This is a genomic window from Kitasatospora atroaurantiaca (assembly GCF_007828955.1).
In the GTDB taxonomy this organism is placed as follows: domain Bacteria; phylum Actinomycetota; class Actinomycetes; order Streptomycetales; family Streptomycetaceae; genus Kitasatospora; species Kitasatospora atroaurantiaca.
In genome coordinates, this window is sequence record NZ_VIVR01000001.1 from 2,241,737 (window position 1) to 2,265,053 (window position 23,317).

At 69.9% G+C, this 23,317-nt stretch carries 27 protein-coding genes; 26 read left to right on the top strand and 1 reads right to left on the bottom strand.

All coding sequences use genetic code 11. The features are described 5' to 3' along the window. Positions 1–118: 118 nt before the first annotated feature. From FB465_RS10380 to FB465_RS10395, 4 genes are all read left to right on the top strand, one after another. Positions 119–487 carry a hypothetical protein gene (locus tag FB465_RS10380; protein WP_145789702.1) on the top strand — a complete coding sequence of 123 codons (369 nt, stop codon included), beginning with the start codon at positions 119–121 and terminating at the stop codon, positions 485–487. A 144-nt stretch (positions 488–631) separates the two neighbouring features. After that, the gene (locus FB465_RS10385; protein ID WP_145789703.1) at positions 632–1,036 is read left to right on the top strand and encodes a hypothetical protein; all 405 of its coding nucleotides are present in this window, start codon (positions 632–634) and stop codon (positions 1,034–1,036) included. A gap of 35 nt (positions 1,037–1,071) precedes the next feature. Further along, the gene (locus FB465_RS10390) at positions 1,072–1,935 is read left to right on the top strand and encodes a hypothetical protein (protein WP_145789704.1); all 864 of its coding nucleotides are present in this window, start codon (positions 1,072–1,074) and stop codon (positions 1,933–1,935) included. Positions 1,936–2,463: 528 nt separating this feature from the next. Then, positions 2,464–4,083 (top strand): TROVE domain-containing protein, encoded by a 1,620-nt coding sequence (locus FB465_RS10395; protein WP_145789705.1) that lies wholly within the window; start codon positions 2,464–2,466, stop codon positions 4,081–4,083. Between the two features lie 61 nt (positions 4,084–4,144). On the opposite strand, the gene FB465_RS10400 is transcribed toward FB465_RS10395, so the two are convergent. Beyond that, positions 4,145–4,783 carry a hypothetical protein gene (locus tag FB465_RS10400; RefSeq protein ID WP_145789707.1) on the bottom strand — a complete coding sequence of 213 codons (639 nt, stop codon included), beginning with the start codon at positions 4,781–4,783 and terminating at the stop codon, positions 4,145–4,147. A gap of 135 nt (positions 4,784–4,918) precedes the next feature. Here FB465_RS10400 and FB465_RS10405 point away from each other — a divergent pair, with 135 nt between their 5' ends. The 22 genes from FB465_RS10405 (at position 4,919) to FB465_RS10495 (ending at position 23,317) form a co-directional block, all read left to right on the top strand. Then, the gene (locus FB465_RS10405) at positions 4,919–5,365 is read left to right on the top strand and encodes a hypothetical protein (RefSeq protein WP_145789709.1); all 447 of its coding nucleotides are present in this window, start codon (positions 4,919–4,921) and stop codon (positions 5,363–5,365) included. A gap of 28 nt (positions 5,366–5,393) precedes the next feature. Beyond that, on the top strand, positions 5,394–7,442 hold the full coding sequence (locus FB465_RS10410) for a hypothetical protein (protein ID WP_145789711.1): 2,049 nt from the start codon (positions 5,394–5,396) through the stop codon (positions 7,440–7,442). Positions 7,443–7,451: 9 nt separating this feature from the next. Next, complete coding sequence (locus FB465_RS35725) at positions 7,452–7,619, top strand: hypothetical protein (protein ID WP_170290551.1); 168 nt, start codon at positions 7,452–7,454, stop codon at positions 7,617–7,619. Between the two features lie 61 nt (positions 7,620–7,680). After that, the gene (locus tag FB465_RS10415) at positions 7,681–8,142 is read left to right on the top strand and encodes a hypothetical protein (protein ID WP_145789713.1); all 462 of its coding nucleotides are present in this window, start codon (positions 7,681–7,683) and stop codon (positions 8,140–8,142) included. Beyond that, the gene (locus FB465_RS36260; RefSeq protein ID WP_211785748.1) at positions 8,139–8,597 is read left to right on the top strand and encodes a hypothetical protein; all 459 of its coding nucleotides are present in this window, start codon (positions 8,139–8,141) and stop codon (positions 8,595–8,597) included. The genes FB465_RS10415 and FB465_RS36260 overlap by 4 nt, the downstream gene beginning before the upstream one ends. Before the next feature lie 2 nt (positions 8,598–8,599). After that, positions 8,600–10,150: a hypothetical protein gene (locus tag FB465_RS10425; RefSeq protein ID WP_145789715.1), complete on the top strand. Its 1,551-nt coding sequence runs from the start codon at positions 8,600–8,602 to the stop codon at positions 10,148–10,150. A gap of 76 nt (positions 10,151–10,226) precedes the next feature. After that, positions 10,227–11,801, top strand: a complete 1,575-nt coding sequence (locus tag FB465_RS10430; protein ID WP_145789717.1) for a phage portal protein — start codon at positions 10,227–10,229, stop codon at positions 11,799–11,801. Continuing rightward, positions 11,798–12,835 carry a hypothetical protein gene (locus tag FB465_RS37470; RefSeq protein ID WP_145789719.1) on the top strand — a complete coding sequence of 346 codons (1,038 nt, stop codon included), beginning with the start codon at positions 11,798–11,800 and terminating at the stop codon, positions 12,833–12,835. Before FB465_RS10430 ends, FB465_RS37470 begins: the two co-directional genes overlap by 4 nt. 38 nt (positions 12,836–12,873) lie before the next feature. Then, positions 12,874–13,743 carry a phage scaffolding protein gene (locus FB465_RS37475; protein WP_170290552.1) on the top strand — a complete coding sequence of 290 codons (870 nt, stop codon included), beginning with the start codon at positions 12,874–12,876 and terminating at the stop codon, positions 13,741–13,743. A 128-nt stretch (positions 13,744–13,871) separates the two neighbouring features. Further along, positions 13,872–14,789 carry a phage major capsid protein gene (locus FB465_RS10445; protein WP_145789721.1) on the top strand — a complete coding sequence of 306 codons (918 nt, stop codon included), beginning with the start codon at positions 13,872–13,874 and terminating at the stop codon, positions 14,787–14,789. Then, positions 14,789–15,223, top strand: coding sequence for a hypothetical protein (locus FB465_RS10450; RefSeq protein WP_145789723.1), 435 nt, complete (start codon positions 14,789–14,791; stop codon positions 15,221–15,223). Before FB465_RS10445 ends, FB465_RS10450 begins: the two co-directional genes overlap by 1 nt. Then, a complete protein-coding gene (locus FB465_RS35735; protein WP_170290553.1) occupies positions 15,223–15,669 on the top strand; it encodes a hypothetical protein in 447 nt (148 codons plus the stop codon). The genes FB465_RS10450 and FB465_RS35735 overlap by 1 nt, the downstream gene beginning before the upstream one ends. Continuing rightward, the gene (locus FB465_RS35740) at positions 15,666–16,001 is read left to right on the top strand and encodes a hypothetical protein (protein ID WP_170290554.1); all 336 of its coding nucleotides are present in this window, start codon (positions 15,666–15,668) and stop codon (positions 15,999–16,001) included. The genes FB465_RS35735 and FB465_RS35740 overlap by 4 nt, the downstream gene beginning before the upstream one ends. Before the next feature lie 69 nt (positions 16,002–16,070). Continuing rightward, complete coding sequence (locus FB465_RS10460) at positions 16,071–16,430, top strand: HK97 gp10 family phage protein (RefSeq protein WP_145789727.1); 360 nt, start codon at positions 16,071–16,073, stop codon at positions 16,428–16,430. After that, entirely contained in the window at positions 16,427–16,873 is a 447-nt protein-coding gene (locus FB465_RS10465; protein ID WP_145789729.1) for a hypothetical protein, read from the top strand. Before FB465_RS10460 ends, FB465_RS10465 begins: the two co-directional genes overlap by 4 nt. After that, positions 16,870–17,097 carry a hypothetical protein gene (locus FB465_RS10470; RefSeq protein ID WP_145789731.1) on the top strand — a complete coding sequence of 76 codons (228 nt, stop codon included), beginning with the start codon at positions 16,870–16,872 and terminating at the stop codon, positions 17,095–17,097. The genes FB465_RS10465 and FB465_RS10470 overlap by 4 nt, the downstream gene beginning before the upstream one ends. Next, a complete protein-coding gene (locus FB465_RS35745) occupies positions 17,094–17,267 on the top strand; it encodes a hypothetical protein (protein WP_170290555.1) in 174 nt (57 codons plus the stop codon). Before FB465_RS10470 ends, FB465_RS35745 begins: the two co-directional genes overlap by 4 nt. 3 nt (positions 17,268–17,270) lie before the next feature. Beyond that, the gene (locus FB465_RS10475) at positions 17,271–17,831 is read left to right on the top strand and encodes a hypothetical protein (RefSeq protein WP_145789732.1); all 561 of its coding nucleotides are present in this window, start codon (positions 17,271–17,273) and stop codon (positions 17,829–17,831) included. Positions 17,832–17,895: 64 nt separating this feature from the next. Further along, entirely contained in the window at positions 17,896–18,303 is a 408-nt protein-coding gene (locus FB465_RS10480; RefSeq protein WP_145789734.1) for a hypothetical protein, read from the top strand. 26 nt (positions 18,304–18,329) lie between these two features. Continuing rightward, complete coding sequence (locus FB465_RS10485; RefSeq protein ID WP_145789736.1) at positions 18,330–18,653, top strand: hypothetical protein; 324 nt, start codon at positions 18,330–18,332, stop codon at positions 18,651–18,653. After that, entirely contained in the window at positions 18,654–22,100 is a 3,447-nt protein-coding gene (locus FB465_RS10490; RefSeq protein WP_145789738.1) for a hypothetical protein, read from the top strand. Beyond that, complete coding sequence (locus FB465_RS10495) at positions 22,100–23,317, top strand: hypothetical protein (protein ID WP_145789740.1); 1,218 nt, start codon at positions 22,100–22,102, stop codon at positions 23,315–23,317. Before FB465_RS10490 ends, FB465_RS10495 begins: the two co-directional genes overlap by 1 nt.

Genomic DNA, 23,317 nt, shown 5'->3' on the forward strand with positions numbered 1-23,317 from the left:
GCTCTTTCATCCACATTAAGTGTTGCCTTTGCACTGCACCACTGCTAAGCTGGAGACACAGAGGACAAGGGGCCGCGAACCCCGACTCCTCACAACCCACTCCAGAAAGGCGGAGACCATGTCCGACGAGAACGAGCGCTTCCTCCACGACCTGATGATCCACATCGCGGTCGTCTTCGAGGCCCTGCGCACCGCCTGCGCCCACCTCCCGGTGCCCATCGCCCTCGCGGACGACCTCGACACCGACGTCACGGCCACCCTCATGGCCGTCACCCGGGTCATCGAGATCTCCGACGAGCAGCCGATGCCGGAGCTCCGCCAGGCGCAGCTCTGCACCGGCGCCCTCCACTGGATCGCCGCCGTCGACCTCGCGGCCCTCGGCGCGCACATGGAGGGTGACATCCGGCTCCTCGCCTCGCGGATCAACCTCCACCACGCGGAGACCGCGCTCCTCGACCTCGCGTTCTGGCTCGCCGAGACCGAGTAGCACCCAACGAGGCCCCGGCACCCAGCCGGGGCCTCCCCCATCCCCCAGAAACACAACAGACCGGCGGGGCCGAGCCGAAGCTCTCACCCAAGGGGTGTCGCGAAACCCCGCCGGTCACAACCCGCCCAGAAGGGCAGGAACACCATGGTAGAACAACCGGCCGAGGGCGAGACCGTCGAAGAGATCGCCGCCCGCTACGACGTCCACCGAACCACCGTGCAGAAGAACTGGACCCGCCACCCCGACTGGCCCCAGCCCACAGGCAAACGCGGCCGCTGGCTCGTCTACGACCCCGCCGCCGTCGACACCTGGCACGACACCCGCAACACCAGACCACCCGCCGGGCTGCTCCCCGGTCGGCAGTACACCGCCATCGAGATCGAGGCCGCCACCGGCTTCACCTCCGCGAACATCCGTGCCGCCCTGTCCAAGGGCACCTGGCCACCCCCGGAGGGCAAAAGCAGCCGCGCCAACACCTGGTCCGGCGCTACCGTCGAAACCGCCATTGCAGCTCGCCGCAGCTATCGCAAGGCCGACCCGAGCGACTGAGCGACCGTGCATATCGACAGGCCAGAGGAACAAGCGTGTCCAAACCCAAGAAGCTGTGCATCTTCTGCGGCCAGGCCAGCCCCATATCCCAGGAGCACCTCTGGTCAGAATGGATAGCCGGCCACACGACCGCCCGATCACCGCTGCGAACTACCCAGGAGCACGGGTTCACACATCGAGCCCCGGGCACGGTCACGGTCGACCCGGCGACCACCCGCCACAGCAAGCAGCCACTGCTCAACCTGCGTGTTCGAGAGGTCTGCAGGTCCTGCAACACGGGGTGGATGAGCCGCCTCGACGCGCACGTGAAGCCGATCATCCTGGGCATGATGCGCAGCGAGCCTTGCCTTCTTGATCCTCTTCAAGCAACCGACCTTGCGACCTGGACGGTGATGAAGAGCTTCGTCAACGAGTTCGCCGGCCGACCGGGCGACGACCCGACGCCGCGTCCCGCATCCACTCCGGAGATGCGGCGCTATGTCATGGAACATCAGACGCCACCCCCGCTCAGCCTCGTATGGGCCGGGCACGGCCATCACACGGGCGACCTTCACCTGCACATCGCTGCGGCCAGGCTGCACATCGTGACGTCCGCGGAAGCGACGGAAGAGATCTCTGGCACGATGACGAGCTTCACTGTCGAGCACCTGACACTCCTTGCATGGACAGTTGACCGCCGGGAGCCAACCCCACCGGTCCTGCCGCACGCCACATGGCCGATGCTCTGGCCCGCACCCGCCGCAGTCCGCTGGCCTTCTGTGACCCGGCTCACGGACAGAGAGATTGCCGCACCGGTCGCGCAACACAACCGCCGGTACCCAGTGCTTCCATTCCACCTGATCAGTCAGCGTGATAACCCGGCGCGCGAGAGATCAGCCGACGGGTTGGCTTCCCCGTGACCCGAACGAAGGCAGTCAGCTGACCTGACGGGATGCCACACCTGTGGTATTCCCGCGATATCAAGTAGAACCGCGCCACCGTCAGCCGCTACCTTCGGAGTTGTCCAGGTGCGCAGGCCGGGGTTACTTCCTCTTGTAAAGGCGTGACCCGGGTTCGAATCCCGGCCGCCGGTTCGTCCGGCGGTAGCTCAGCGGCCCAGAGCGCGTACGTTGCCTCAGCCGACCTCGATCTCTGGACTCACAACTTCATGCGTTGCACCTCCCGGTGCGCAGGGCCACGGCTACTTCTTTGGAAAAGTTCACGCCGCAGTCCGCTTCTGATCTCGGGAGGCCACAGCATCGGGGCGCCCGGTGCGCAGGCAGCGGATACTTCATGGGAAACTGACGGTCACGGGTTCGAATCCCGTCCGGCCAGCAACGTCTGGCCGGTAGCTCAGCCTGGTAGAGCATCAGTACGAAACACCGCCGCCGACTCCGATCTCGGGCGTCCCACTGCTGAGCCTCCCCTCCTTCGCGAGGGGTTTTCCTTTGTCCCGCTTCAATACCCGCACCGCCCGCGCATCCGGCACCTCGCCCGTGACCACCACCGGGCAGACCACCCGCACCCACGAGGGCGCGACCGGACACCTCCGCGACGACAAGTCGGAGCTCTTCCTCCTCGCCGTGTCCCACAAGGTCACGACCGACACCTTCTACGAGAACGCCAGCGACCGCGACGACCGGTACCAGCGGCTCGTCCGCAAGCTCGCCGCCGAGGACCCGGCATGGACCTCCGCCTTCCTCAGCTGGCTGCGCACCGCGGGAAACATGCGGACCGCCGCCCTCGTCGGCGCCGCCGAGTTCACCGCCGAGCGCCGCCTGCGCAAGCTCGACGGCTACTCCCGCCAGGTCATCGCCTCCGTGCTCCAGCGCCCTGACGAGCCCGGCGAGTTCCTCGCCTACTGGACCAGCCACTACGGCCGCAACATCCCGCAGCCCGTCAAGCGCGGCATCGAGGACGCCCTCGGCCGTCTCTACACCGAGCGCGCCCTGCTGAAGTACGACACCGACAGCAAGGGCTACCGGTTCGGCGACGTCATCGAGCTGACCCATCCCTCGCCCTCCGCCGTCTGGCAGGGCGACCTGTTCAAGCACGCCATCGACCGGCGGCACGGCCGCGGCGACGACATCCCCGAGTCCCTGCAGGTCCTCCAGACCCGCGCGTTCCTGATGACCATGCCCGTCGGCGAGCGCCGCTCGTTCCTCGCCCTGCCCAACGCGCCCACGGTGCTGAAGGACGCGGGCATGACCTGGGAAGCCGTGGCCGGCTGGCTGCAGGGCCCGATGGACGCAGTCGCGTGGGAGGCCGTCATCCCGTCAATGGGCCTGATGGCTCTCGTCCGCAACCTCCGCAACTTCGACCAGGCCGGGGTCTCCGACGAGGTCGCCGAGCAGGTCGCCTCCCGGATCGCGGACCCGGCAGAGGTCGCCCGGTCCCGCATGTTCCCGTTCCGCTTCTGGGCCGGGTACAAGCACGTCCCGTCGCTGCGCTGGGGCCACGCCCTAGAGAAGGCCCTCACCGCGTCCCTGGCCAACGTGCCCGCTCTGCCCGGCCGCACCCTGATCCTCGTCGACCGGTCCCCGTCGATGTTCCCCGGCTACGGCTACTCCACGCCGAACCAGTCGGAGATCCCCCTCGCCGAGCAGGCCGCCGTGTTCGGGTCCGCCCTCGCGCTGCGCGCCGCCGCCCCGACGCTGGTCGAGTTCGGCGGCAAGAGCCGCGAGATCACGGTGCCGAAGGGCGGCAGCGTGCTGCGCCTCGTTGAGGCTTTCGGCCAGGACGGCGGCACGGACATCCCGAAGGCCGTGAAGCAGCACTACGCGGGCCACGACCGGGTTGTCATCGTCACCGACGAGCAGACCCGGCCCGGCTACCTGCCGTCCAACATGCTCTCGTACGGCGGGATGCGCGAGACTGCGATCGACGACCTGATCCCCAAGCACGTCCCGGTCTACATGTGGAACATGGCGGGCTACAAGCCGGGCGCCATGCCGTCCGGCATCGCGAACCGGCACACCCTGGGCGGGCTCAGCGACGTCGCGTTCGCCCTGATCCCGCTGCTCGACGCCGGCCGCAACGCGACCTGGCCGTGGGTGTCTGGTCGGTGATCTGCTGACCAACCCTGGGGCGCCTCTGGAATCGCCTCCAGAGGCGCCTCATTCTTGGCTCCTATCGCCAGGGGCGGTGCCACCTCCACACCTGCCACCAGGGGACAGTTGGCGTGGCGACGACTTCCGCACCTCGCGAATCGAGGTACTGCCTCGCCGAATCCAGATAGGCGCTCAGCGCCGTGTTGCTCGCAGCGCTTGACGCTTCGAAAGCTGCGCGGTGCAGAGCAGGGTCGATGCCCGGCGTGATCCTCCGGAGAGAGTTCCGCCACTCTGTGCACTGGCGGCTCGCGTCGACGACCTTCAGGAGCGCAGTCCGTGCTCGCTCGCTCTCGTTCCCCGGTAGGGCAAGTCTCACCGCTGCCCAGGCCTCCATGCCCTCCATCAACAGCTCATCGGTCCTGGGGTTTTCGATGCTTCGCAGGCCTGCCGCCCTCTCCTCGGGACGCAGTGCCGCGACTACCGCGAGAGCGACACCTTCTCGCATCACCTGTTTGCTCAGGCGATCGAGAACCCCGGCATAGGTCACCAGTGCTGCCTGGCGTCGAGCCCACATCGCGTCGTCGCGGGCGCTCGCCACCTGCATTCGCATTGCCTCGACTTGACCGCGAGCCTGTGTGGCTGCGCCGGAGCGCGCTGCGTAGCCGCCGACAACCGCGCCGCCCAGACCGATGATCGCGCCAACTATCTGTGGATCCACCCGCGCAGTGTGGCACGCGTCGAGTCCGAGCGCAGTTTCCAGCCCCGAGGATCCCTCGTGCTCCCATGGGGCTGCCTACTTGGGCCGGGTACCCCTCCACCCGGCACCGCATCACCGTGCCCACCGGAGGAACTCATGGCCGACCTCTGCTTCAACGTGGCCCTCGGCCGCCTCGCCTACTATGCATCCCTTCCCGCCGCGAACGACGCCCTCATCGCCATCCCGTATGCCGCCTCCGGCCTCCCCTCGGACGCGACCCTGCGGGACTGCGCAACCGTCGCTGCGATCGCATCCGCAGGCGCCACCGAGCAGACCACCCTCGGCCGCAAGACCCTCAGCAGTGTCACCGTCACCGTCAACAACACGAACGACCGCGTTGAGCTCGACGCCGCTGACCTCTCCTGGACCGCCACGGCCGGAGCCGCAATCGCCGCGGTGGTCATCTGCTATGACCCCGACAGCACCGGCGGCGTCGACGCCGACCTCGTCCCCCTCACGAAGCACGACGTCACGATGACGCCCGACGGCACCAACCTCTCACTGACGATCTCGGACTTCTGCCGCATCACCTCCGCCGCCTGACCGCCCTCCAGACCGAAGGGGGTGGCTGATGGCGACCCGGTTCTGGCTGACCAACGCGGCAGCCCCCTACACACCCGCGACACGGCGCGGCGCCTGGGACGTCGCCAGCGGCGAGGACGTGCAGCTGCTCGGCCGCAAGCCGCAGGGCTCGGCCGGCACGTCGTCCATCAACGTCGGCTCGACGTCCGCCGACCGGGACGTCCTTCTCCACCGCTCGATCAGCGCCGGCGCGGTCAAGGCGGGCACGATCTCCGGCACGGTCGAGTGGACAATCGGCGTCAAGGAATCCAATGTCGACCTCAACGGCTTCTGGCACCTGCACGTCTACGTCACCAGCGGCGACACGGACACCCCGCGCGGCACCCTGCTGACTGACTACATCGGCAGCACGGAGTTCACGACCACCGCGACCGGCATTGACCCGGGCGCCCAGACCGTCACCCCGGTCGCGATCCAGGTCGGCGACCGGATCGTCGTAGAGATCGGATACAGGGCGAACGCCCTCGCAACGACGTACAACGCGACCGTCAACTACGGCAACACGGGTGGCACGGACCTTGCGGCCAGCGACACAGCGGTCACCACCGAGCCGGGCTGGGTGGAGTTCAGCGGCACCGACGGACTGTTCACCGCCGGATTCGGCACCCTCACCGACGCGTTCACCTCCTCGATCGATTCCAAGTGGACGAAGAGCGCTGGCGTCACGGCGACCGGCGGCCGTGCCCGGATCCCGACCACGACCACACTGGAGTCGCTGTACACCGCGACGGCGTACGAGATTCAGGGCACCAGCGCCGCCTTCCAGGTCCCGTCGGTCCCCGTGGCTGGGGGCGGCTCTGGGGTCAGCGTCGCCGCGTACTTGTCGGCCGGGCCGACGGTGTCCACGACCAACTTGGAGATCGTCTACTCGCCGAACACGGGCAACTTGCAGTTCCGCAACAACGTCGGCGGATCCGACGCCTCCCCCACCAACATCACCTACGACTCCACCGCACACGCCTGGTGGCGCTTCCACGAAGCCGCCGGGTCCATCACCATGGACACCAGCCCCGACGGCGTCACCTGGACCACTAGGCGCACCATCAGCACCCTCACCCAATGGATGCGCGTCGGCAACCAAATCCTCTACTTCGAATCCGTCCGGACGTCCGGCACCAACGACTTCGCCGAGATCGACAGCGTCAACGTCGTCGCTAACACCACCATCGCGCTCAGCGCCGCGGGCAGCACCGAGACTGCTCAGCACCTGGCAGCCGCCAAGCAGCGCACCGCCGGGATCGCCGCTGGCATCGAGACGGCGCAGCGCCTCACCGGGGTGAAGCAGCGCACCGCCACCCTGGCCGCCGCCGTGGAGACCGCTCGGCACGTCGCCGGAACCAAGACTGCGGTCCTCGGCATCGCATACGCCACCGCCGCCACCCAGCACCCGGCCGCCGCCAAGACCCGGCAGCTCAACCCCGCCCAGGAACAAGCCTCCGCCGCCGGGCTCGTCGCCACCAAGACACGCGCCCTCTCCCCCGCCACAGCAACCGCGCAAGCCCAGCACCCCGCCGGCGCCAAACAGGCCCAGCTCGGCGCCGCCCGGCAGACCGCCACCAGCCAGACCCTCCTCACAGCCAAGACCCGATCGCTGGGCCGCGCCGCCGAGACGGAGAGCGCCCGCGTCCTGGCCGCTCCCGTCCCCGGCCTCACCCACGGCCTCGCCCTCACCGACCGCCCCGCAACCGCCTGGACCGCCAGCGCCGCCACCGCCGCCTGGGCCTGCACCGGAAGGACCGCCGCCGTGGACAGCCTCTCCACCGAATACCTCGAAGTGGGCGTCACCTGGAGCCGTGGCGACCCCTCCACCTCCGCCGTGCAGATGGCCGTCGTGCCGCTCGGCCACGACCCGGCCGACACCGACTGGCACACCGCGCAGTGGGACACCGATACGGCTGGACTCACAGTCGCCAAGCTTCTCGTTGGCCCCGACGGCGGGGCGCTGGCACCCACGCCCGGCCGCTACCGGGCGTGGGTGTCGATCGACGCCCCACCCGAGCACCCGGTGCTGTCCACTCCGCCATACGACATCAGCTGAGGAGCCAGGATGGCCAGGAAGCAGCACACCGGATTCGTCAGTCGCGCGCAGTGGCGGCTCTTCTGGGCCTCCAAGAAGCTCCGACGATATGCGCACGACAAGGCCGTCGCGACTCCCGGCGGCCCCGTTGTCCGGTACCGGCGGCTCCCGGGCCGCAAGGGCGTCCGCCGCCGCTGACGTTCGCAGCCTCCCGCTCCCCCCAGGCGATCATCTGCCCTGATCCGAGGGGAGCCCCGCCATGCCCATCAGCCGCGCCAAGACAGCCGACATCCGCGACCGCCGTACCCGCCTCATCCGCATGAGGATCGCCGGCATCCCGTTCAAGGAGATCGCCGACGACCCGGCGTTCGACTACAAGGGAAGCGTCGGCAACGCGAAGAAGGACTTCACGCGCGCCATGCGCGAGACCGCCGCCGAGGAGAAGGAAGCCGCCGACACCTACCGGCAGCTGATGCTGGAGCGCCTCGACCACTATCTCGCCGCGCTCTCCGACCGGATCGATGCCGGTGAGCCGCGGGCCATCGAGGTCGCCCTGCAGGTCGAGACGCAGCGCGCGAAGGTCACGGGCGCCTACGAGCCCGAGCGCATCGAGGCGACCGTCACGACGGTCAGCCCGGTGGACGTGGAGCTCCGTGAGATGGTCAACGAGGCGAAGGCGCGGGTCGCCGCCGAGGAAGCCGCACTGCGAGGTGGGGCGTGAGCACGAGCCGGTACTTCTTCGACTCCCTGGTGCCGTCCTGGCTGGGGGCCGATCCGGGCTACCGGGCCGCGCTGGGCCAGCACCTGCTGGGCCTGATGGCGCTGCAGGAGTACGAGCCGGTGTCCGAGCCCGCCGTGAGCGTCGCGCCGTGCGACATCGACCCACCGCCCGGGACGGTGCTGCTGCGAGTCGAGGTCCTGGTGGAGGAGTTCGACCTCGACATGGGCGATGAGGAGCCCGTGGGGCAGTGGCTGGCCGAGCAGACCGATGAGCGCACCGTGCACTGCGTTCCGCTCGACGACGCCGTGTCCCACGACCTGACCGACGACTGCCCGTGCGGGCCCCGATCCAGGCCCGAGGAGTGCCGAGACGGGAGCACGGGCTGGGTCGTCATCCACCATTCCCTCGACGGCCGCGAGTTGACCGAGCCCGACCACGGCGCGTCCCCGGAGTAGCCGTGATCGACGCCCTCACCCGGCCGCTCGACACCTACCTGGCCGGTCTCGACGGCGACACCTTCGACCTCGCCAGGTACCTCGCCGAGCGGGTGCCCGACGTCCGCATGCTGGCGACCGCAGAGGGGCGCCGCACCCTGACGCGCCTCGACCCGCTGCTGTTCGGCCTCGTCTACCTGCGCCACCACCTGCGGGACAACGAGGGCAACGTCAGCTTCGGTGACGCACACCTCGACTGGTGCCGCGCCGCACGCGCATGGGTGCGCCCGCCGCGCACCCCGGCGGAGCAGCGGGACGCCTACGTCGCGCCGCGCAACACCGGCAAGTCGACGATGTGGTTCCTGATCCTGCCGATGTGGGCGGCCGCGCACGGCTTCATCCGCTTCATCGCCGCGTTCTCCGCCTCCGCTGCGCAGGCCGAGACGCACCTGTCCACGTTCAAGCAGGAACTCGCCACCAACGAGCGGATCCAGGAGGACTACCCGGACCTGTGCGCCCCCGCGAAGCGCCCCTCCGGCGCGTCCGTCGCGGACACGCAGCGCATGTACGTGGCCGCGTCCGGGTTCGCGTTCGCGGCGCGCGGCATGGACTCCAGCTCGCTCGGCATGAAGGTCGGCGCGCACCGGCCGGACCTGCTGCTCCTCGACGACGTGGAGCCGGACGAGTCCTCGTACTCCGCGGACCAGGCCGGCAAGCGCCTGACCACGTTGAAGGACGCGATCCTCCCTCTCAACATCTACGCGCGCGTGGTGTTGGTGGGGACCGTCACCATGCCCGGCTCGATCGTTCACCAGCTGGTCAAGCACGCCCGCGGTGTGGAGACAGCCGACTGGATTCGCGACGAGAGTTTCCGGGCGCACTACTCGGCGCCGATCATCCGTGGCGACGACGGCACCGAGCGGTCGATGTGGCCGGCGAAGTGGCCGCTGGGCTACCTCAAGAGCATCGAGCACACCCGGTCGTTCGCGAAGAACATGGCGAACGACCCGATGGGCATGGACGGCGACTACTGGTCGGCGGAGGACTTCCGGTACGGGGAGGACCCGCCCACGCACACGGTCCTCAGCATCGACCCCGCGACCACCGCGAAGAGCACCTCCGACTTCACCGGCCTCGGAGTCGTCTCGTGGAGCGCCAAGGCACAGCGCTGCACCGTCCGCGCCGCGATCCCCGTGAAGATCCCGCCCGGTGAGAAGCTGCGTGCCAGGGTCCTCGACGTTCTGGACGAGTTCCCGGAGATCGGGCTGATCATCATCGAGACGAACCAGGGCGGGGACACCTGGCTGGCGATCCTCCACGACATGCCGGTCAGGGTGAAGACCGTGACCCAGGACATCCCCAGAGAGGTCCGAGCCGCCAACGTCCTCGTCCACTACCAGCGCGGCCGAGTCCAACACGCCGGGCCACTGCGCGACCTGGAGGAGCAGATGGTCGCGTTCCCGAAGGCCCCCAATGACGACCTCGTGGACTGCGTCGGATCCGCGATCGACCGGTTCATGCCGACCCGCGCGAAGAAGGCCGGCCCGAAGGCGGCAAGCCGCGGCTACGCCTGATCGCGCGTTGCAGCCGCGTGAGGCGGCGTCCGTACCGTGATCGCGAATCCGGGGCCGGGCGATCAAGGAGGATGCGGTGACCGCGAGTACAGACCTGTGGGCGGGCATCACCGAACTCAACTACACCCGGCCCGAGTACGACACGGCGCATGCCTACTACACCGGCCGCGTCAGCGAGGTCTTCAGCTCCGCCCGGGTGCGCCGCGCCCTGGAGCGGACCCACATGGGCCACCACCTGAACTACTGCAAGATCCCCGTCAACGCGGTCACCGACCGCCTCGAACTCGCAGCGGTCACCAGCACCGACCCGCTGGCCGCCAAAGTCCTCGACGCCCTCTGGGAGTTCAACAGCCTCGACCTGGAGGCCCCTAACGTCCACCGCCGCGCCGGGGAACTCGGCGACGCCTACATCATCGCCGTGCCCATCGAGGACGAGAGCGGCAAGGTCACCGGCGTCGAGATGCACTACAACTCGCCGATGACGGTGCGGGTCTTCTACTCGGAGGAGAACCCCCGCGAGAAGGCGTTCGCGGTCAAGCGCTGGTGCGAGCGGTCCAGCCTCGGCGAGGTCGTCCGCGCCGAGGTGTACTACGACGACCGGACGCAGCGCTGGACCACCGGCCCCGGGTCGAGCGGCCACAACGAGGCTGACTGGATGCACTGGCTCGCCGACCCCGTGGCCCCGGCCGAGGGGCAGGAACCGCCGCCAGCCGACGACGCCTCGTGGGAGATCCCGAACAAGTCCGGCGAGATCCCGGTGTTCCACTTCAGGAGCGACCAGCCCTACGGCATCCCCGAGCACGAGGGCGCGTACGGCTGCCAGGACGCCATCAACAAGCTGATCATCACGCACCTCTCGACCGTCGACTACCAGGCCTTCCCTCAGCGCTACGGCCTCACCGAAGCGATGACCACCGACACCGGCGACCTGGACGCCTCCGACTTCGACGACGACGACTTCCCCGCCGACCCGGCGTCCGGCCCCACCGACTCCGGCGACGACTCCGACCTTAAGTCCGGGCCCGGCGAGATGTGGCTGCTCCGCGGCTACAAGGAGGTCGGCCAGTTCCAGGCCGCCAACCCCGGCGTCTTCTTCGACCCCGCCGCGTTCTACACCCGGGCGATGGCGACCCTCACCGACACCCCGCTGCGCCGCTTCGACACCACCGGGGGCGGCACTCACAACCCCTCCGGTGAGTCCCTGCGCCGCGACGAGGCACCGTTCGTGAAGAAGATCCGCAACAGGCAGCTGTCGTACGGCGCGACATGGAAGGACCTCTTCGGGTACTGCCTGCGCCTGTTCGGGATCACCGCGCCCGTGGATGTCCGCTGGGCAGCTGCCGCATCCGTCGACGACGAGGCCGGCTGGACCACCGCCGGTCTCAAGAGCAAGCTCGGAGTGCCTCAGCGGCAGCTGCTCCTGGAGGCGGGCTACACCGAGGAGCAGGTCACCGCATGGCTGGAGACCCCCACCGATGATGCCGCCGAGCTGAGCCGCCACCTCATGGACATCAGCGTCTTCTCCGAGATCGCCCAGCGCATCGGCACCGCCATCAGCCTCGGCGCCCTCGACGCGGCACAGGCCCAGGATCTCCTCAACCCGCTGATGGTCGCCCTCCTCGGGCAGCCCGAGACGGCCGCCGCGGCATGAGCGTCACCGCGGCGCAGCTCGCGGCGCTGGCGCAGGGCGCCCACTCTGACGAAGCGGCGGCGTTCGAGTCACGCATCGCGGACGAGGCGGCGGGCCGCGCCGATGAGCGCATGGCCGAGGCGCTCGCCTCTGCGGCCGCCCTGTGGGTGACGACGTTCGGGGACCTCGACGCCCGCGGCTCGGGCAGTGCCCTGGCCGATCTCCTGCGCGCGGTCGCCGAGCGGGTGCAGCGAGCGCTCTCGGGCCTGGGGCGCCGCTCGCGCCGCATCCTGGCCGCGGCGATCCCCGAGGCATTGGCCCTCGGCGTCCGCCAGGCACAGGACTTCGCCCGCCGCGCCTCCGGCCACCGCGTCCACGCCGCCACCGGCAGCGGCGCAGGCCCACTGGAGCGGACCCTGGACGCGGCCCGCGGCCTGCCGCGCATGGTCCGCGAGCAGCTCGACCGGGCCCTGCGTCTCCTCACCCCGGAGGTCGTCGACGGCCGCACGTTCGCCGCTGTCGCCGCTGGCATGGGCGCCGCACGGTCCGCGATCTCCCGCGTCCGCGGCACCGTCGCCTGGGCCGTCCACGACGCCCTGAACACCGGCATCGGGTACGTCGCCCGCGCGCTGCGCCTTCGCCGTGTCTGGGTCGCCGAGTTCAACGCCTGCGTCCGGTGCCAGGCCTACGCCGGAGAGAGCGTCACCCTGCGCGGCACATTCAAGGGCGGCCAGTCCTGGGACCCCGCCCAGCGCCACGCCCCGGCGGCGCCGGTCGACGCGCCGCCGCTGCACATCCGCTGCCGCTGCCGGACCGCCCTCTGGTCCGAGCGGTGGCCGGTACGCGGCGAGTCCCTTCCCGACCTGCTGACACGTCAGGCCCGCGAGGCGGTCGGCAGGGGCTGGTCCCTACCCTCAGAGTCAGGCGCAGCCCGCCTGCGCGCCGCCCGCGCACTGCTCACCTCCGGCGAGCAGCTGCCGCCCGGGGTGGCGTCGGCCGCCCGCCGCGCGCTGCGCGAGGGCCGCTTCCCCTACCGCACGGCCGCCGCGATCTGATCACAGTCGTACCGCGCAGCGCAGCTACCGTCCCGGCCATGACCGCTACCCCCGTGATGGAGGCCGCCGTGGACGCCCCGGTGATCGGTGCACCCGCACCCGCACGACCCAGCATCAGCCAGCCCCCGTGGGCCGTCCTCGGACACCGCGCGGACGGCCGCCCGATCCGCCCGATCGCGGGCGGCGCACCCGACGATGACGACACGGACGTCGATCTCGACGAGGACACCGACCCCGACCCGGAGCCCGACGCCGACCCGGACGAGGACACCGACCCGGACGACACGGACGACACCGAGCCCGGGCCGGCCGCCGCCAAGCCGAAGCCCGGCCCGCGCAAGACCACCACACCCCAACCCGCCGCCGCGGCGGCCGCCGGTGAGGAGTGGACCCCGCCGTCCCGCGACGAGCACGAGCGGATGCGCCGCACCCTGGCCGCCCGCAAGGCCGAGAAGCTCGACCTGCAACGGCAGCTGAACGAACTGCGCGCCAGGACCGCCGAGGCCGAGACCGAGTCGGAGAAGGCCATCCGCGAAGCCGCCGAGCAGGGCGAGAAGAAGTTCAAGGCACCGCTCGTGCGCACCGCCGCCCGGGCCGCGCTCATCCAGGCCGGCGCACTCGCAGCCATCGACCCCTCCGACAAGGAGAAGGGCGAGGCCCGTATCCGCCGACTCCTCAAGCTCGTCGACATGGACGACGTCTCGGTGGACTCCGACACCGGGGAGGTCCTCGGCCTGGAGGACCAGATCGAGGCCATGCAGGCCGACTATCCCGAGCTGTTCGCGAAGCCTGCCCCGGAGCCCCAGAAGCTCAAGCCGCGGCCGACTGCCGCGCCGAAGAACCCGGCACCCGAGAAGCCGAAGCCGAGCTGGGAGCGTCACGCCGCTTCCGCGTTGAGGCAGAGCTGATCACCCGCCGTACCGTCTGACCCAGCCACCCGGTGATCGGGACCGGCTGAACGTCCGCCCGAGGCGCCCGTGATGGGGCCCGAGCCACCACCTCCGCTCACCCCATCACCCGCCCTGGAGGGCACCCCGTGGCACGCAACACTTTCGAACCGTGGATCCCGGAGGAGTTCGGGTCCGATGTCATCACTCGGATCGTCCAGAACTCCGTGGTCGAGGCTGTCGGCTCCCGCATTCCGATGGCCACCAACTCCCGCTCCACGCCGCGCTCGGCGGGCATGGACGTCGATGTCGTCGACAAGGGCGGCGCGTACGGCGAGGACTCCAACACCAACGACGACGTCGTCCTGACGGCGCGTAAGTTCGGCAAGGCCATCCGCATCGCCGAGGAGGACATGGACGACTCGCTCGCCGACATCCTCAAGGTGAAGATGGGCGACTGGAGCACCTCCTACGCCAAGACGCTCGACAACGCGTCCTTCGCGGTCACCGCAGCTCCGGGCACCGGCATCCCGTTCAAGAGCATCTACTACCTGCTCTCGCAGACCGACGCAGGCCTGGGCTACACCGCCAACACGAACATCACGCAGACCGGTTCCGGCGGCGTCACCTACGACAACATCTCGCTGAGCCTGGGCAAGGTCGAAGGCGGCGACTACTTCGATCCGGCCGAGCTCATCGCCGTCGCGCACCCGTCCTTCCGGGCCAAGCTGCGTGGCGTCAAGGACCTCCAGGGCGAACCGATCTTCATCCAGGGTCTCGCCGGAACCCCCGACACGATCTTCGGTCACCAGATCAAGTGGAGCCTCGGCGCGCGGACTTCGGCCACTGCCAAGTCCTCGCCGACCGGCAACCCGCTGATCCTGTGGGTCCACCCGTCGCTGATGCTCCTCGGCGTCCGCTCCGGCCCCGAGAGCATCTTCATCGACGGGAAGGACGGCACCGCCGCACTCACCGACGAGTCGATCCTCAAGATGCGCGCCCGCCGCGCGTTCGCCTACGGCCACCCGGCCGGCGCGGCGATCCTTGAGAACAACAGCGGGTCCTGATGGCGGCCGCCAAGGCTACGGCACAGGCCGGGGCTGAGGCCCCGGCGCCGCCCACCGTCACCGACGACAAGGCCCGCGCCGCGGAGTTCCCAGCGAAGGCCGGGCACCCCGACACCGAGGTCGACAAGCGCTCACCCGACGGCGCCGAAGGCCCCGTGCACGTCAAGGAGTTCGTCCTCCTCGGCCGCGCGGACGACCCGATCTCCGAGAGCACCCACACCGCGAACCGGGCGGCCGCCGCCCACGAAGCGATCCAGCGCGGCCTCCACCCGCACGGCGAGGTCGAGTTCACCGGCGCCACCGACCAGCAAGACGGCCGCTCCGTGACGCTCACCTACCGCGTCCCGGTCGTCCCGTCGTCCACCGACCACAACTCGGCCGACACCACCACCCCCCGCAGCATCCTCACCCAGCAGAGCAAGGGCGACAGCTGATGGTCAGCGCCTGGGCAACCACCGCAACCGTCCTCGACATCACCGGCGTCGAGGCCACGGAACAGCAGGTCGCCCAGGCGCAGGCCGCCATCGAAGTGTGCTCCGGCCGGATCTGGGACGACACCGAACGGCTACGCCGCCGGGACCTGTACTGGCTCGGCCGCGCAGTCGCCTACCAGGCCGCATGGGCAGCAGGCCAGCCCGGCCTCGAAACCCGCATGGACCTCACCTCGCAGACCCAGGATGGCGTCAGCGCCAGCCTCACCGCCGACGCCATCATCCTCGCGCCGATGGCCGCCCGCGCCATCAACCGCTGCTCCTGGCGCAAGTCCCGCACCATCCACGTCCGAAGCCCGTTCGTCGACGGCCGCGGCATCGGCGTCAACCCGCTGCTGGAGTCCACCGACGACCTCCAGACCTGGACCCCGATGCCGGGTGCGCCGTGATCGCAACGACCTGGATCACCGTCCTGCGCGGCACTCAAGAGACCACATTCACCGATGAGATCGACACGTTCACCGAGACCGGCATCGACGCCCTGACCCGCATCCCCGCCAGCCTCATCGAGACGACCCGCACATCCCAGACACCCGTCTCCGGAACACCCCGCGTCGTACGCGCCACCACCGCCCGGATCCGGGCCGGCACCGCCGTCCAGGCCGACGACCAGATCCGTGACGAGCGGACCGGACGCATCTACAGCATCGACCAGATCAACCAGCCCGCAGCCATCGGCATCACAGCCGAACTGCGCCTGGATCTCACCCTCATCAACTGAACGCGGCCGCAAGCCCGGGAAGACCGGGCGGCCCACCTTGACGCCACAGATCCGGAGAGGACGGCGGCGATGACGATCAGGCTCGACCCGAGCGCGGACGCACACCTCGACGCCATCCTCACGCGCGTCCTCGACCGCTGCCTGTCCGACATCGCCGACGACGCCCGCGCGTTCGCCCCCGAGAAGACCGGCGAACTGAAGGCCTCGATCTTCCACCAGACCGACGGCCTCACCGGCATCGTCGGCACGGACTGCCCCTACTGGCGCCCCGTCGAATACGGCTCCGCCGCCCACGACATCCGGCCCCGCCACAAGAAGGCCCTCTTCTGGGAAGGCGCAGCCCACCCCGTCGGCCGCGTCCGCCACCCCGGCACCGCCCCGCACCCCTACCTGCGGCCCGCGCTGCTCCAGCACCGGGAGCTGCGGTGACCACCCTGCTGCGCGCCACCACCGAGCTCGTCGCCCAGGCCTGGCTGCGCGGTGTCCTGGGCGACATCGTGGCGACCACCCTGCCCCGGGACAACGCCTCGTGGATGGCGTCCGGGTTCGTGACCGTCGCCACGGTCGGCGGCTCCGCGAACCCGTATGTCCCGCTGCGGTCCCCGGTCGTGTCCGTGGACTGCTGGGCGGTGCACCCAGGGAGCAACCGTCCGCCGTGGAACAAGGCGACCTCTCTCGCCGAGCGGGTGCAGGCCGCCTGCTGGGACCACGCCGCGACACCGCGCCTCCTCACGCTGCCGGCCAACTACCCGCAGGCCCGTGTCCTCTCCGCGTACTCCACGTACGAGGCGCGCCGTGTCCCCGACGATGCCGCCTCCTACGCCCGGATCAACCTCGGCCTGTCCGTCAACTGGGTCGAGGTGGCGTCGTGAGCAGCCAGCGGTGGGCGCTCCAGGGGGAGGTCAGCCGTGACCTCCTCACGTGGAACGGGCGGGTCATCGTCCACAACAGCCGGGCGGAGTTGGAGTTCCTCACCGCCGGCGCGCGCGTCATCGAGTGCCCTCGCTCCATCCCGCCCGAGCAGACCCTGCCCCTGCGTGCGCACCCGCAGTTCGCCCACCACACCTGGCCCCTGCGACGCGAGGACTACCGATGACCGCCGTCCGCACCACCATCCGCCCCGACCTGGAGGTGGAGGTCTCGCCCGCCGAGCACCTCGACCTCCAGCGTCAGGGCCTGCTCGTCGAGGACCCCTCCGCCTCGGCTGGCATCACCCCCGAGCCCACCCGGGCGAACCCCGCCGCGAGCGCGGCCAAGGAGGACTGACCAGTGAGCGTCACCACCACCAACCTGATCCTCGGCCCGGCGACCCTCTACCAGGGGACGTTCGGGGCAACCGAGCCCGCCGACACCGCCGTCAACTCCACCCCGCAGGCGTCCGCGTGGACAGACATGGGCGGCACCCAGGACGGCGTCACCCTCTCCGTGGACCAGACGTACACCGCCCTGGAGGTCGACCAGGTGGTGGACCGCGTCGGATCCCGGCTGACCAAGCGCGAGCTGACTCTGGAGACGAGCCTCGCGGAGAGCACGCTGGAGAACCTGAGCGTGGTGCTGAACGGCGGCACGGCCGCGACCGGCGCCGGATACAAGTCGTACGAGCCGCTGTTCGCCAGCTCCGCGACACAGCCGAACTACACGGCCCTCCTCTTCGACGGCTGGGGCGCGAACAGCTTCCGGCGCCGCGTCATCCTCCGCCGGACGCTCAGCACCGACGCCGTCGCCATGGCCTACACGAAGGACAAGCAGACCCTCTTCAAGACCAAGTTCAGCGGCCACTACGTCACTTCGTCCATCGCACCGTTCCACGTCGTCGAAGCGACGTCCTGACCCTGCGGCCCGGCGGCACCCGACCGCCGGGCCCGGCCCTCCACCACCTTCCAGGAGCACCCCCATGGCCGCCAACACCCGCACCAGCCCCGCCAAGCGCACCCTTCCCAAGCCCGCAGACGCCCCCAAGCCAGCGGCATCGTTCGAGCCGATCCGCGTCGGCCGCAAGAAGAAGCCGGCAGACGAGGGCGTGCCGCTCTTCTACCTCACCGGCGACGACGGCGAGGAGATCGAGTACCGCATCCCGTCGAAGGTGCCCACCAGCCTCTCCCTGGAGTACCTGCGTCTCGCGCGGACGATGGGCGAGAACGCGGCGGCCCAGCGGATGCTCGAACGGCTCCTCGGCCTTGACGCCTACCTGGCGCTGGAGCAGTCCAACGAGGTCGACGAGGACGACATGGAGAGCATCCTGCAGGCCGTCATCTCGCACGTCGCGGGCCCGGTGGACGAGTCGGGAAAAGGCCGAGCCTGACGTGGACCAGGCCTCTGGGTGAGCGGGTGGCGCAGGTCGGCTGGGTCCTGGATCACCTCGACGACTTGCACGCCGACTTCCGGGTGTTCTACGGCATCGACCTCGATGCCGAGCCGGAGCTGAGCGGCCCGCGGTTCTTCAGCTACGCGCAGCGGGTCGCCGTGTACGGCGGGGTGATTGCGGCCCGGATCGAGGAGGCCCGCGAGGAGCAGCAGCCGGCCGCACCGGTCGCCCGGCCGGCAGTACAGCAGCAATCGGATCGGCAGCACGTGGAGTTGGCGGCGTTCCGGCTCGCATTCCCCGGACTGGTCAGCGTCTCGAAGGTGAGCCCGCAGGAGAAGGTGGAGTAGGTGTCGTTCCGTGTCGCCGAGGGCTTCGTCGAAGTCACGATGGACAAGTCGCGGTATGAGGCTGACCTGGCCCGACTCAAGGGCCAGAAGCTCGACATTCAGGCGCTCGTCAAGCTCGACGACTCCACGGCGCGGGCTCAGCTCGCGGCGCTCGGCCGCAGCGTCGAGATCGCGTTCAAGGCGAAGCTCGATGACGCCCAGCTGCGGGCGCAGCTCGAAGCGGCGGGGAACCGGCTGAAGGTCAAGGTCACGCCGGAGCTGCAGACCAGCACCTACCTGACGCAGCTGACCCGCATCACCCGGGATCAGATCCTGCGGGTCGTCGCGGTCCTCGACGCGAACACGTACCTGACTCAGCTCGCCAGGATCACCCGCGACCAGGTCGTCAACATCCGTGCCGACCTCAACGCCAACGCCTACCTCACGCAGCTGACCCGGATCACCCGCGACCAGCAGATCGACGTACGCGCGAACCTCATCACGGGCGACACGCGGGCCCGCCTCGACGCCCTGACCCGCAACCGCCGTGTCCGCGTGGACGTTGACGCGCAGGGCCTGTCCGGCCTGGCCGGCATGCTCGGCCGAGTCGGGTCCAGCGGCGCCAGCGCGGCCGGGAGCATCGGCATGCTCGGCGGCCGCATGGGCGCGCTCGTCACCGCCGCACTGAGCGCCCTGCCGGCCATCGCCTCGCTGGGGCAGGCCATCATCTCGATGGGCCCGGCGGCGGCCGTTGCTGCTCCGGCGCTGGGTTCGCTGATCGCCATGTTCGGCGCCCTGAAGCTCGGCATGAGCGGGATCGGCGGCGCGTTCAAGCAGGCTTTCGCCCCAGCGGTCGGTGGTGCGGGTGGCGCAACGACCGCCACGCACGCTCTCGCTGACGCCCAGCAGGCCCTGAAGATCGCGATCCGCGATGCGGGCGACGCGAACCGGCACGCGATCCAGCAGGTCGCCGCCGCCGAACGCGACCTCACCGCGGCCCAGCGGCAGGAACGCCAGGCGCAGCTCGACCTCATCAAGGCCCGCAAGGAAGCCAAGGAGCAGCTCGAAGACCTTCAGAACCAGTTGGTGGACGGGGAGCTCGATCACCGGCAGGCGATCCTCGATGTCCAGAAGGCCAAGGAGGAGCTCGACAAGACGCTCGCCGACCCGAACGCGACCGAGGAGCAGAAGCAGGAGGCGCAGCTCGCCTACGACCAGGCCGTGCAGCAGCTCAAGGAGCAGGAGCTCGCGCAGGAGCGGCTCAAGGCGAAGGCCGCCGAGGCGACGAAGGCCGGTGTCGACGGCAACGAGCAGGTAGCGCAAGCGACGCAGGATGTTGCCGACGCGCAGCAGGACGTCCTCGACAAGACGCAGACCCTGGCGGAGGCCCGGATCTCTGCCGACCGGGCGGCGGAGGACGGCGCGATCCGGGTAGCGCAGGCGCAGCAGGCGATCGCGGATGCGATGGCACAGTCAGGGGCCGGCGCGGCCAAGTTCGCGAACGCCATGGCCAAGCTCGCCCCCAGCGCACGGGAGTTCGTGGATGCGGTCATCGCGCTGAAGCCCGCTTGGGACGCGCTGAAGCTGGACGTGCAGCAGGCCCTGTTCGAGGGGCTGGGTAGCAAGCTCACGAGCGTGGCACGGCAGGTGCTGCCGGACCTGCAGACCGGCCTGGTCGGCACGGCCGGGGTGCTCAACAAGATGGCCATGGCCGCGATGGACGCGGTCGACCAGCTGTCGAAGACGGGCACGCTGAAGGCGGCGTTCGCCAGCATCAACGAGGGGCTGAAGCCCCTGCAGCAGGTGCCCGCCAACCTTCTGACGATGTTCGGGACGCTGACGGCTGCGGCCGGGCCCGCCTTCCTGCGGATCACCAGCGCCATCGGCGAAGCGATGGGGAGCTTCACGCAGCGACTGTCCGCGGCGTTCTCCAACGGCAGCCTCACCAACACGATCAACAACGCCCTGAACCTGGCCGTCCAGTTCGCCAAGCTGCTGGGCGACGCGCTCGGCATCGTCGGGAACATCATGAAGGCCGCCGCGGCAGCGGGCGGGGACGCGCTCGGTGTCCTCGGCAGCGTCTTCGCCGAGCTGAAGCGGGTCACGGCCAGCCCGGAGGTCCAGGGCGCGCTGCAGGCCTTGTTCAGGACGCTGAACACCCTGGCGGGCACGGTGGCGCCGCTGGTCGGGCAGGCCCTCATGGCGCTCGGTCCGGTGCTCATGGCGCTCGGCCTGCCAGTGCAGAACCTGATCCAGCAGCTCGGCGCCGCACTCCAGCCGATCATCGCGGCGCTCGCGCCGGTACTGCTGGCCGCTGCCCAGGCGGTCGGTGGCCTGCTGAACGCCATCGCCCCCCTCCTGCCGGTCGCCGGTCAGCTGATCGCCATGCTCGGCCCCGCGATCACCCCGGTCTTTCAAACGTTCACCCAGCTCTTCGCGCAGGCAGCGCCCGTCATCCAGCAGCTGGCGAACGTCCTATCGGCTGTCCTCACGCCCATCCTCGCTCAACTGCCGACGCTGATGGTGCCGCTGATGAACATCTGGCTGCAGCTGAACACGGCGCTTCTGCCGGTCTTCGGTCAGCTCCTGACCGCCCTCGCGCCGTCGCTGATGCAGCTCGGCCAGTCCTTCGTGCAGATCATGATCGCGCTGGCGCCCGTCCTCCAGCAGATCGGCCAGATGATCGCCACGCTGCTGCCGCCGCTGATGCAGCTCCTCGTTCCGATCATCGGCCTGGTCGGCAAGCTGGCCGCCGTGTTCGCAGGCGAGCTCGCCAGGCAGATCACCCAGATCGTGGTGCCCGCGCTGCGGATGGTCAGCCAGCTTCTCAACGGCGACATGCGGGGCGCGTTCAACAGCTTCGGTGACGTCGTCAGCGGAATTCTCCGCATGGTCGTGAGGGAGTTCGTGCTCCTGCCGTACCGGATTCTAGAAGCCCTGGGCGACCTTGGCGGCCTGCTGTGGGACGCCGGGACCCAGGTGATGTCCGGGCTCATCAACGGAATCAAGAGCAAGATCAGCGCCCTGACGAACACCCTCGGCGGCATCACCGACTGGATCAAGGAGCACAAGGGGCCGCCCGAGAAGGACGCCATCCTCCTCACCCCCGCCGGCCAGCTGCTCATGGACGGCCTCATGGCCGGCATCGCTAACCGGATTCCTGATCTGACCGCGCAGCTGCAGGGCGTCACTGCCCAGATCGGCCTGACCCGACTGGGTCCGCAAGTCCCTGGCCTGCTGGCGCCGGGTGCGGTCGTCGCCGGCCCCGGTCAGTCGCTGGGCGGTACTGCGGGTCTGGCTGCCGGTCCTGTTGCAGCCCCTGCAGCGGCGGGTGTGACGATCCAGGCGATCAACATCACCGGCAGCTTCGACCTGTCGTCGGCGGCCGAACGCCGACGGGTCGCGGACGCCCTCGTGGTGGAGATCAAGGAATCGCTGCGTGACTTCGACCGCGGGAGGAGCCGCTGATGACCGGCACATGGGGTACCGTCCAGCTCTCCCGCACGACCCTGCGCGAGACGTTCACCGTCGCCGAAGGGTCCAGCGACGCACGCACCCTGGACCTGGACGGGCAGGAGTCCAACCCGCCGCTCACCCGCAGCGTGCTGGTGGCCCGTCACGACAACATCCTCGCCATGGAGCAGGGCGTGCCGCTGCCTGTGACGTGGACGGACAAGCCGGAGCGCAACGGCTACTACAGCGTCAAGACCGCTGGCGCCGCGCTGCGGGAGTACGTCAACGACACGGTGACGTCCAGCTGGAAGATCGCACTGGAGCGCCTCGGCGCAGCCTCCGAGGTCGACCTGCAGAGCAGGCTCACCGGCGTCGTCCGCCTCAACGACTTCTCCCTGACCGGGGAGACGTGGCACGCCCCGCCGATCGGCCACACCACCTACTACACCGGCGCGACCAGCCCCTCCACCATGACCCGCACGGGTGCTGACGGTGCGATGACCGTGTACCGCAGCATCCCCACCAACGCCTCCCCCCGCTGGGGCTGCGACCCGGCTGCGTACCTTGCCGGCCGGGTCCGGATCAACGACACGCTGGCGGCGACCGGCACTGGCTTCGAGATCGAGGGCACCGAGCAGCCGCTGCCCGTCGCCGCCTGGACGCTCGGAAACGCCCTCGTCAACATCGTGCCCAGCGCCAGCGCTGGGGTCCTGGACGTGCAGGCCTACACGGGCGGCGCCTGGCACTCCAAGCTGTGGAACGTCACAGTGGGCGGCGCCAACGTCGCGGCATGGGACAGCGCCGCAATCCTGCGCAACGACCCGGAGCAGTGCGTGCTGCGGCTCACCGCCCCGCGCTCGCCCGGCCGCGTCACCCTCGACCTCACCCTGCGGCGGGGCTCGCGCACCGTCGAGGGCTACCTGCAGTCCGGCGCGGCCGCGACCCTCGCTGTGTACCTGCGCACCACCGAGACGAACACCTCGGTGGCCGCGTCCGGGTACGTCGTCGCCACCAACAACGACGCCGACGGCAACAAGTTCGCCGCCGGGTCCGCCAGGTCGTTCACCGCGCACGCCAACGGCGGCGTCTCCAAGACCTCGACCGCCACCCTCGACTTCTGGCTCGGCGTCGTCGCCGGCGGCAGCTCCGCCGTGTCCGGCGACGCCGCCACAGACCTACGCAACATGTACATCGGGGCCCTGGCGGAGCAGACCTACACAGTGAGGCGCTGA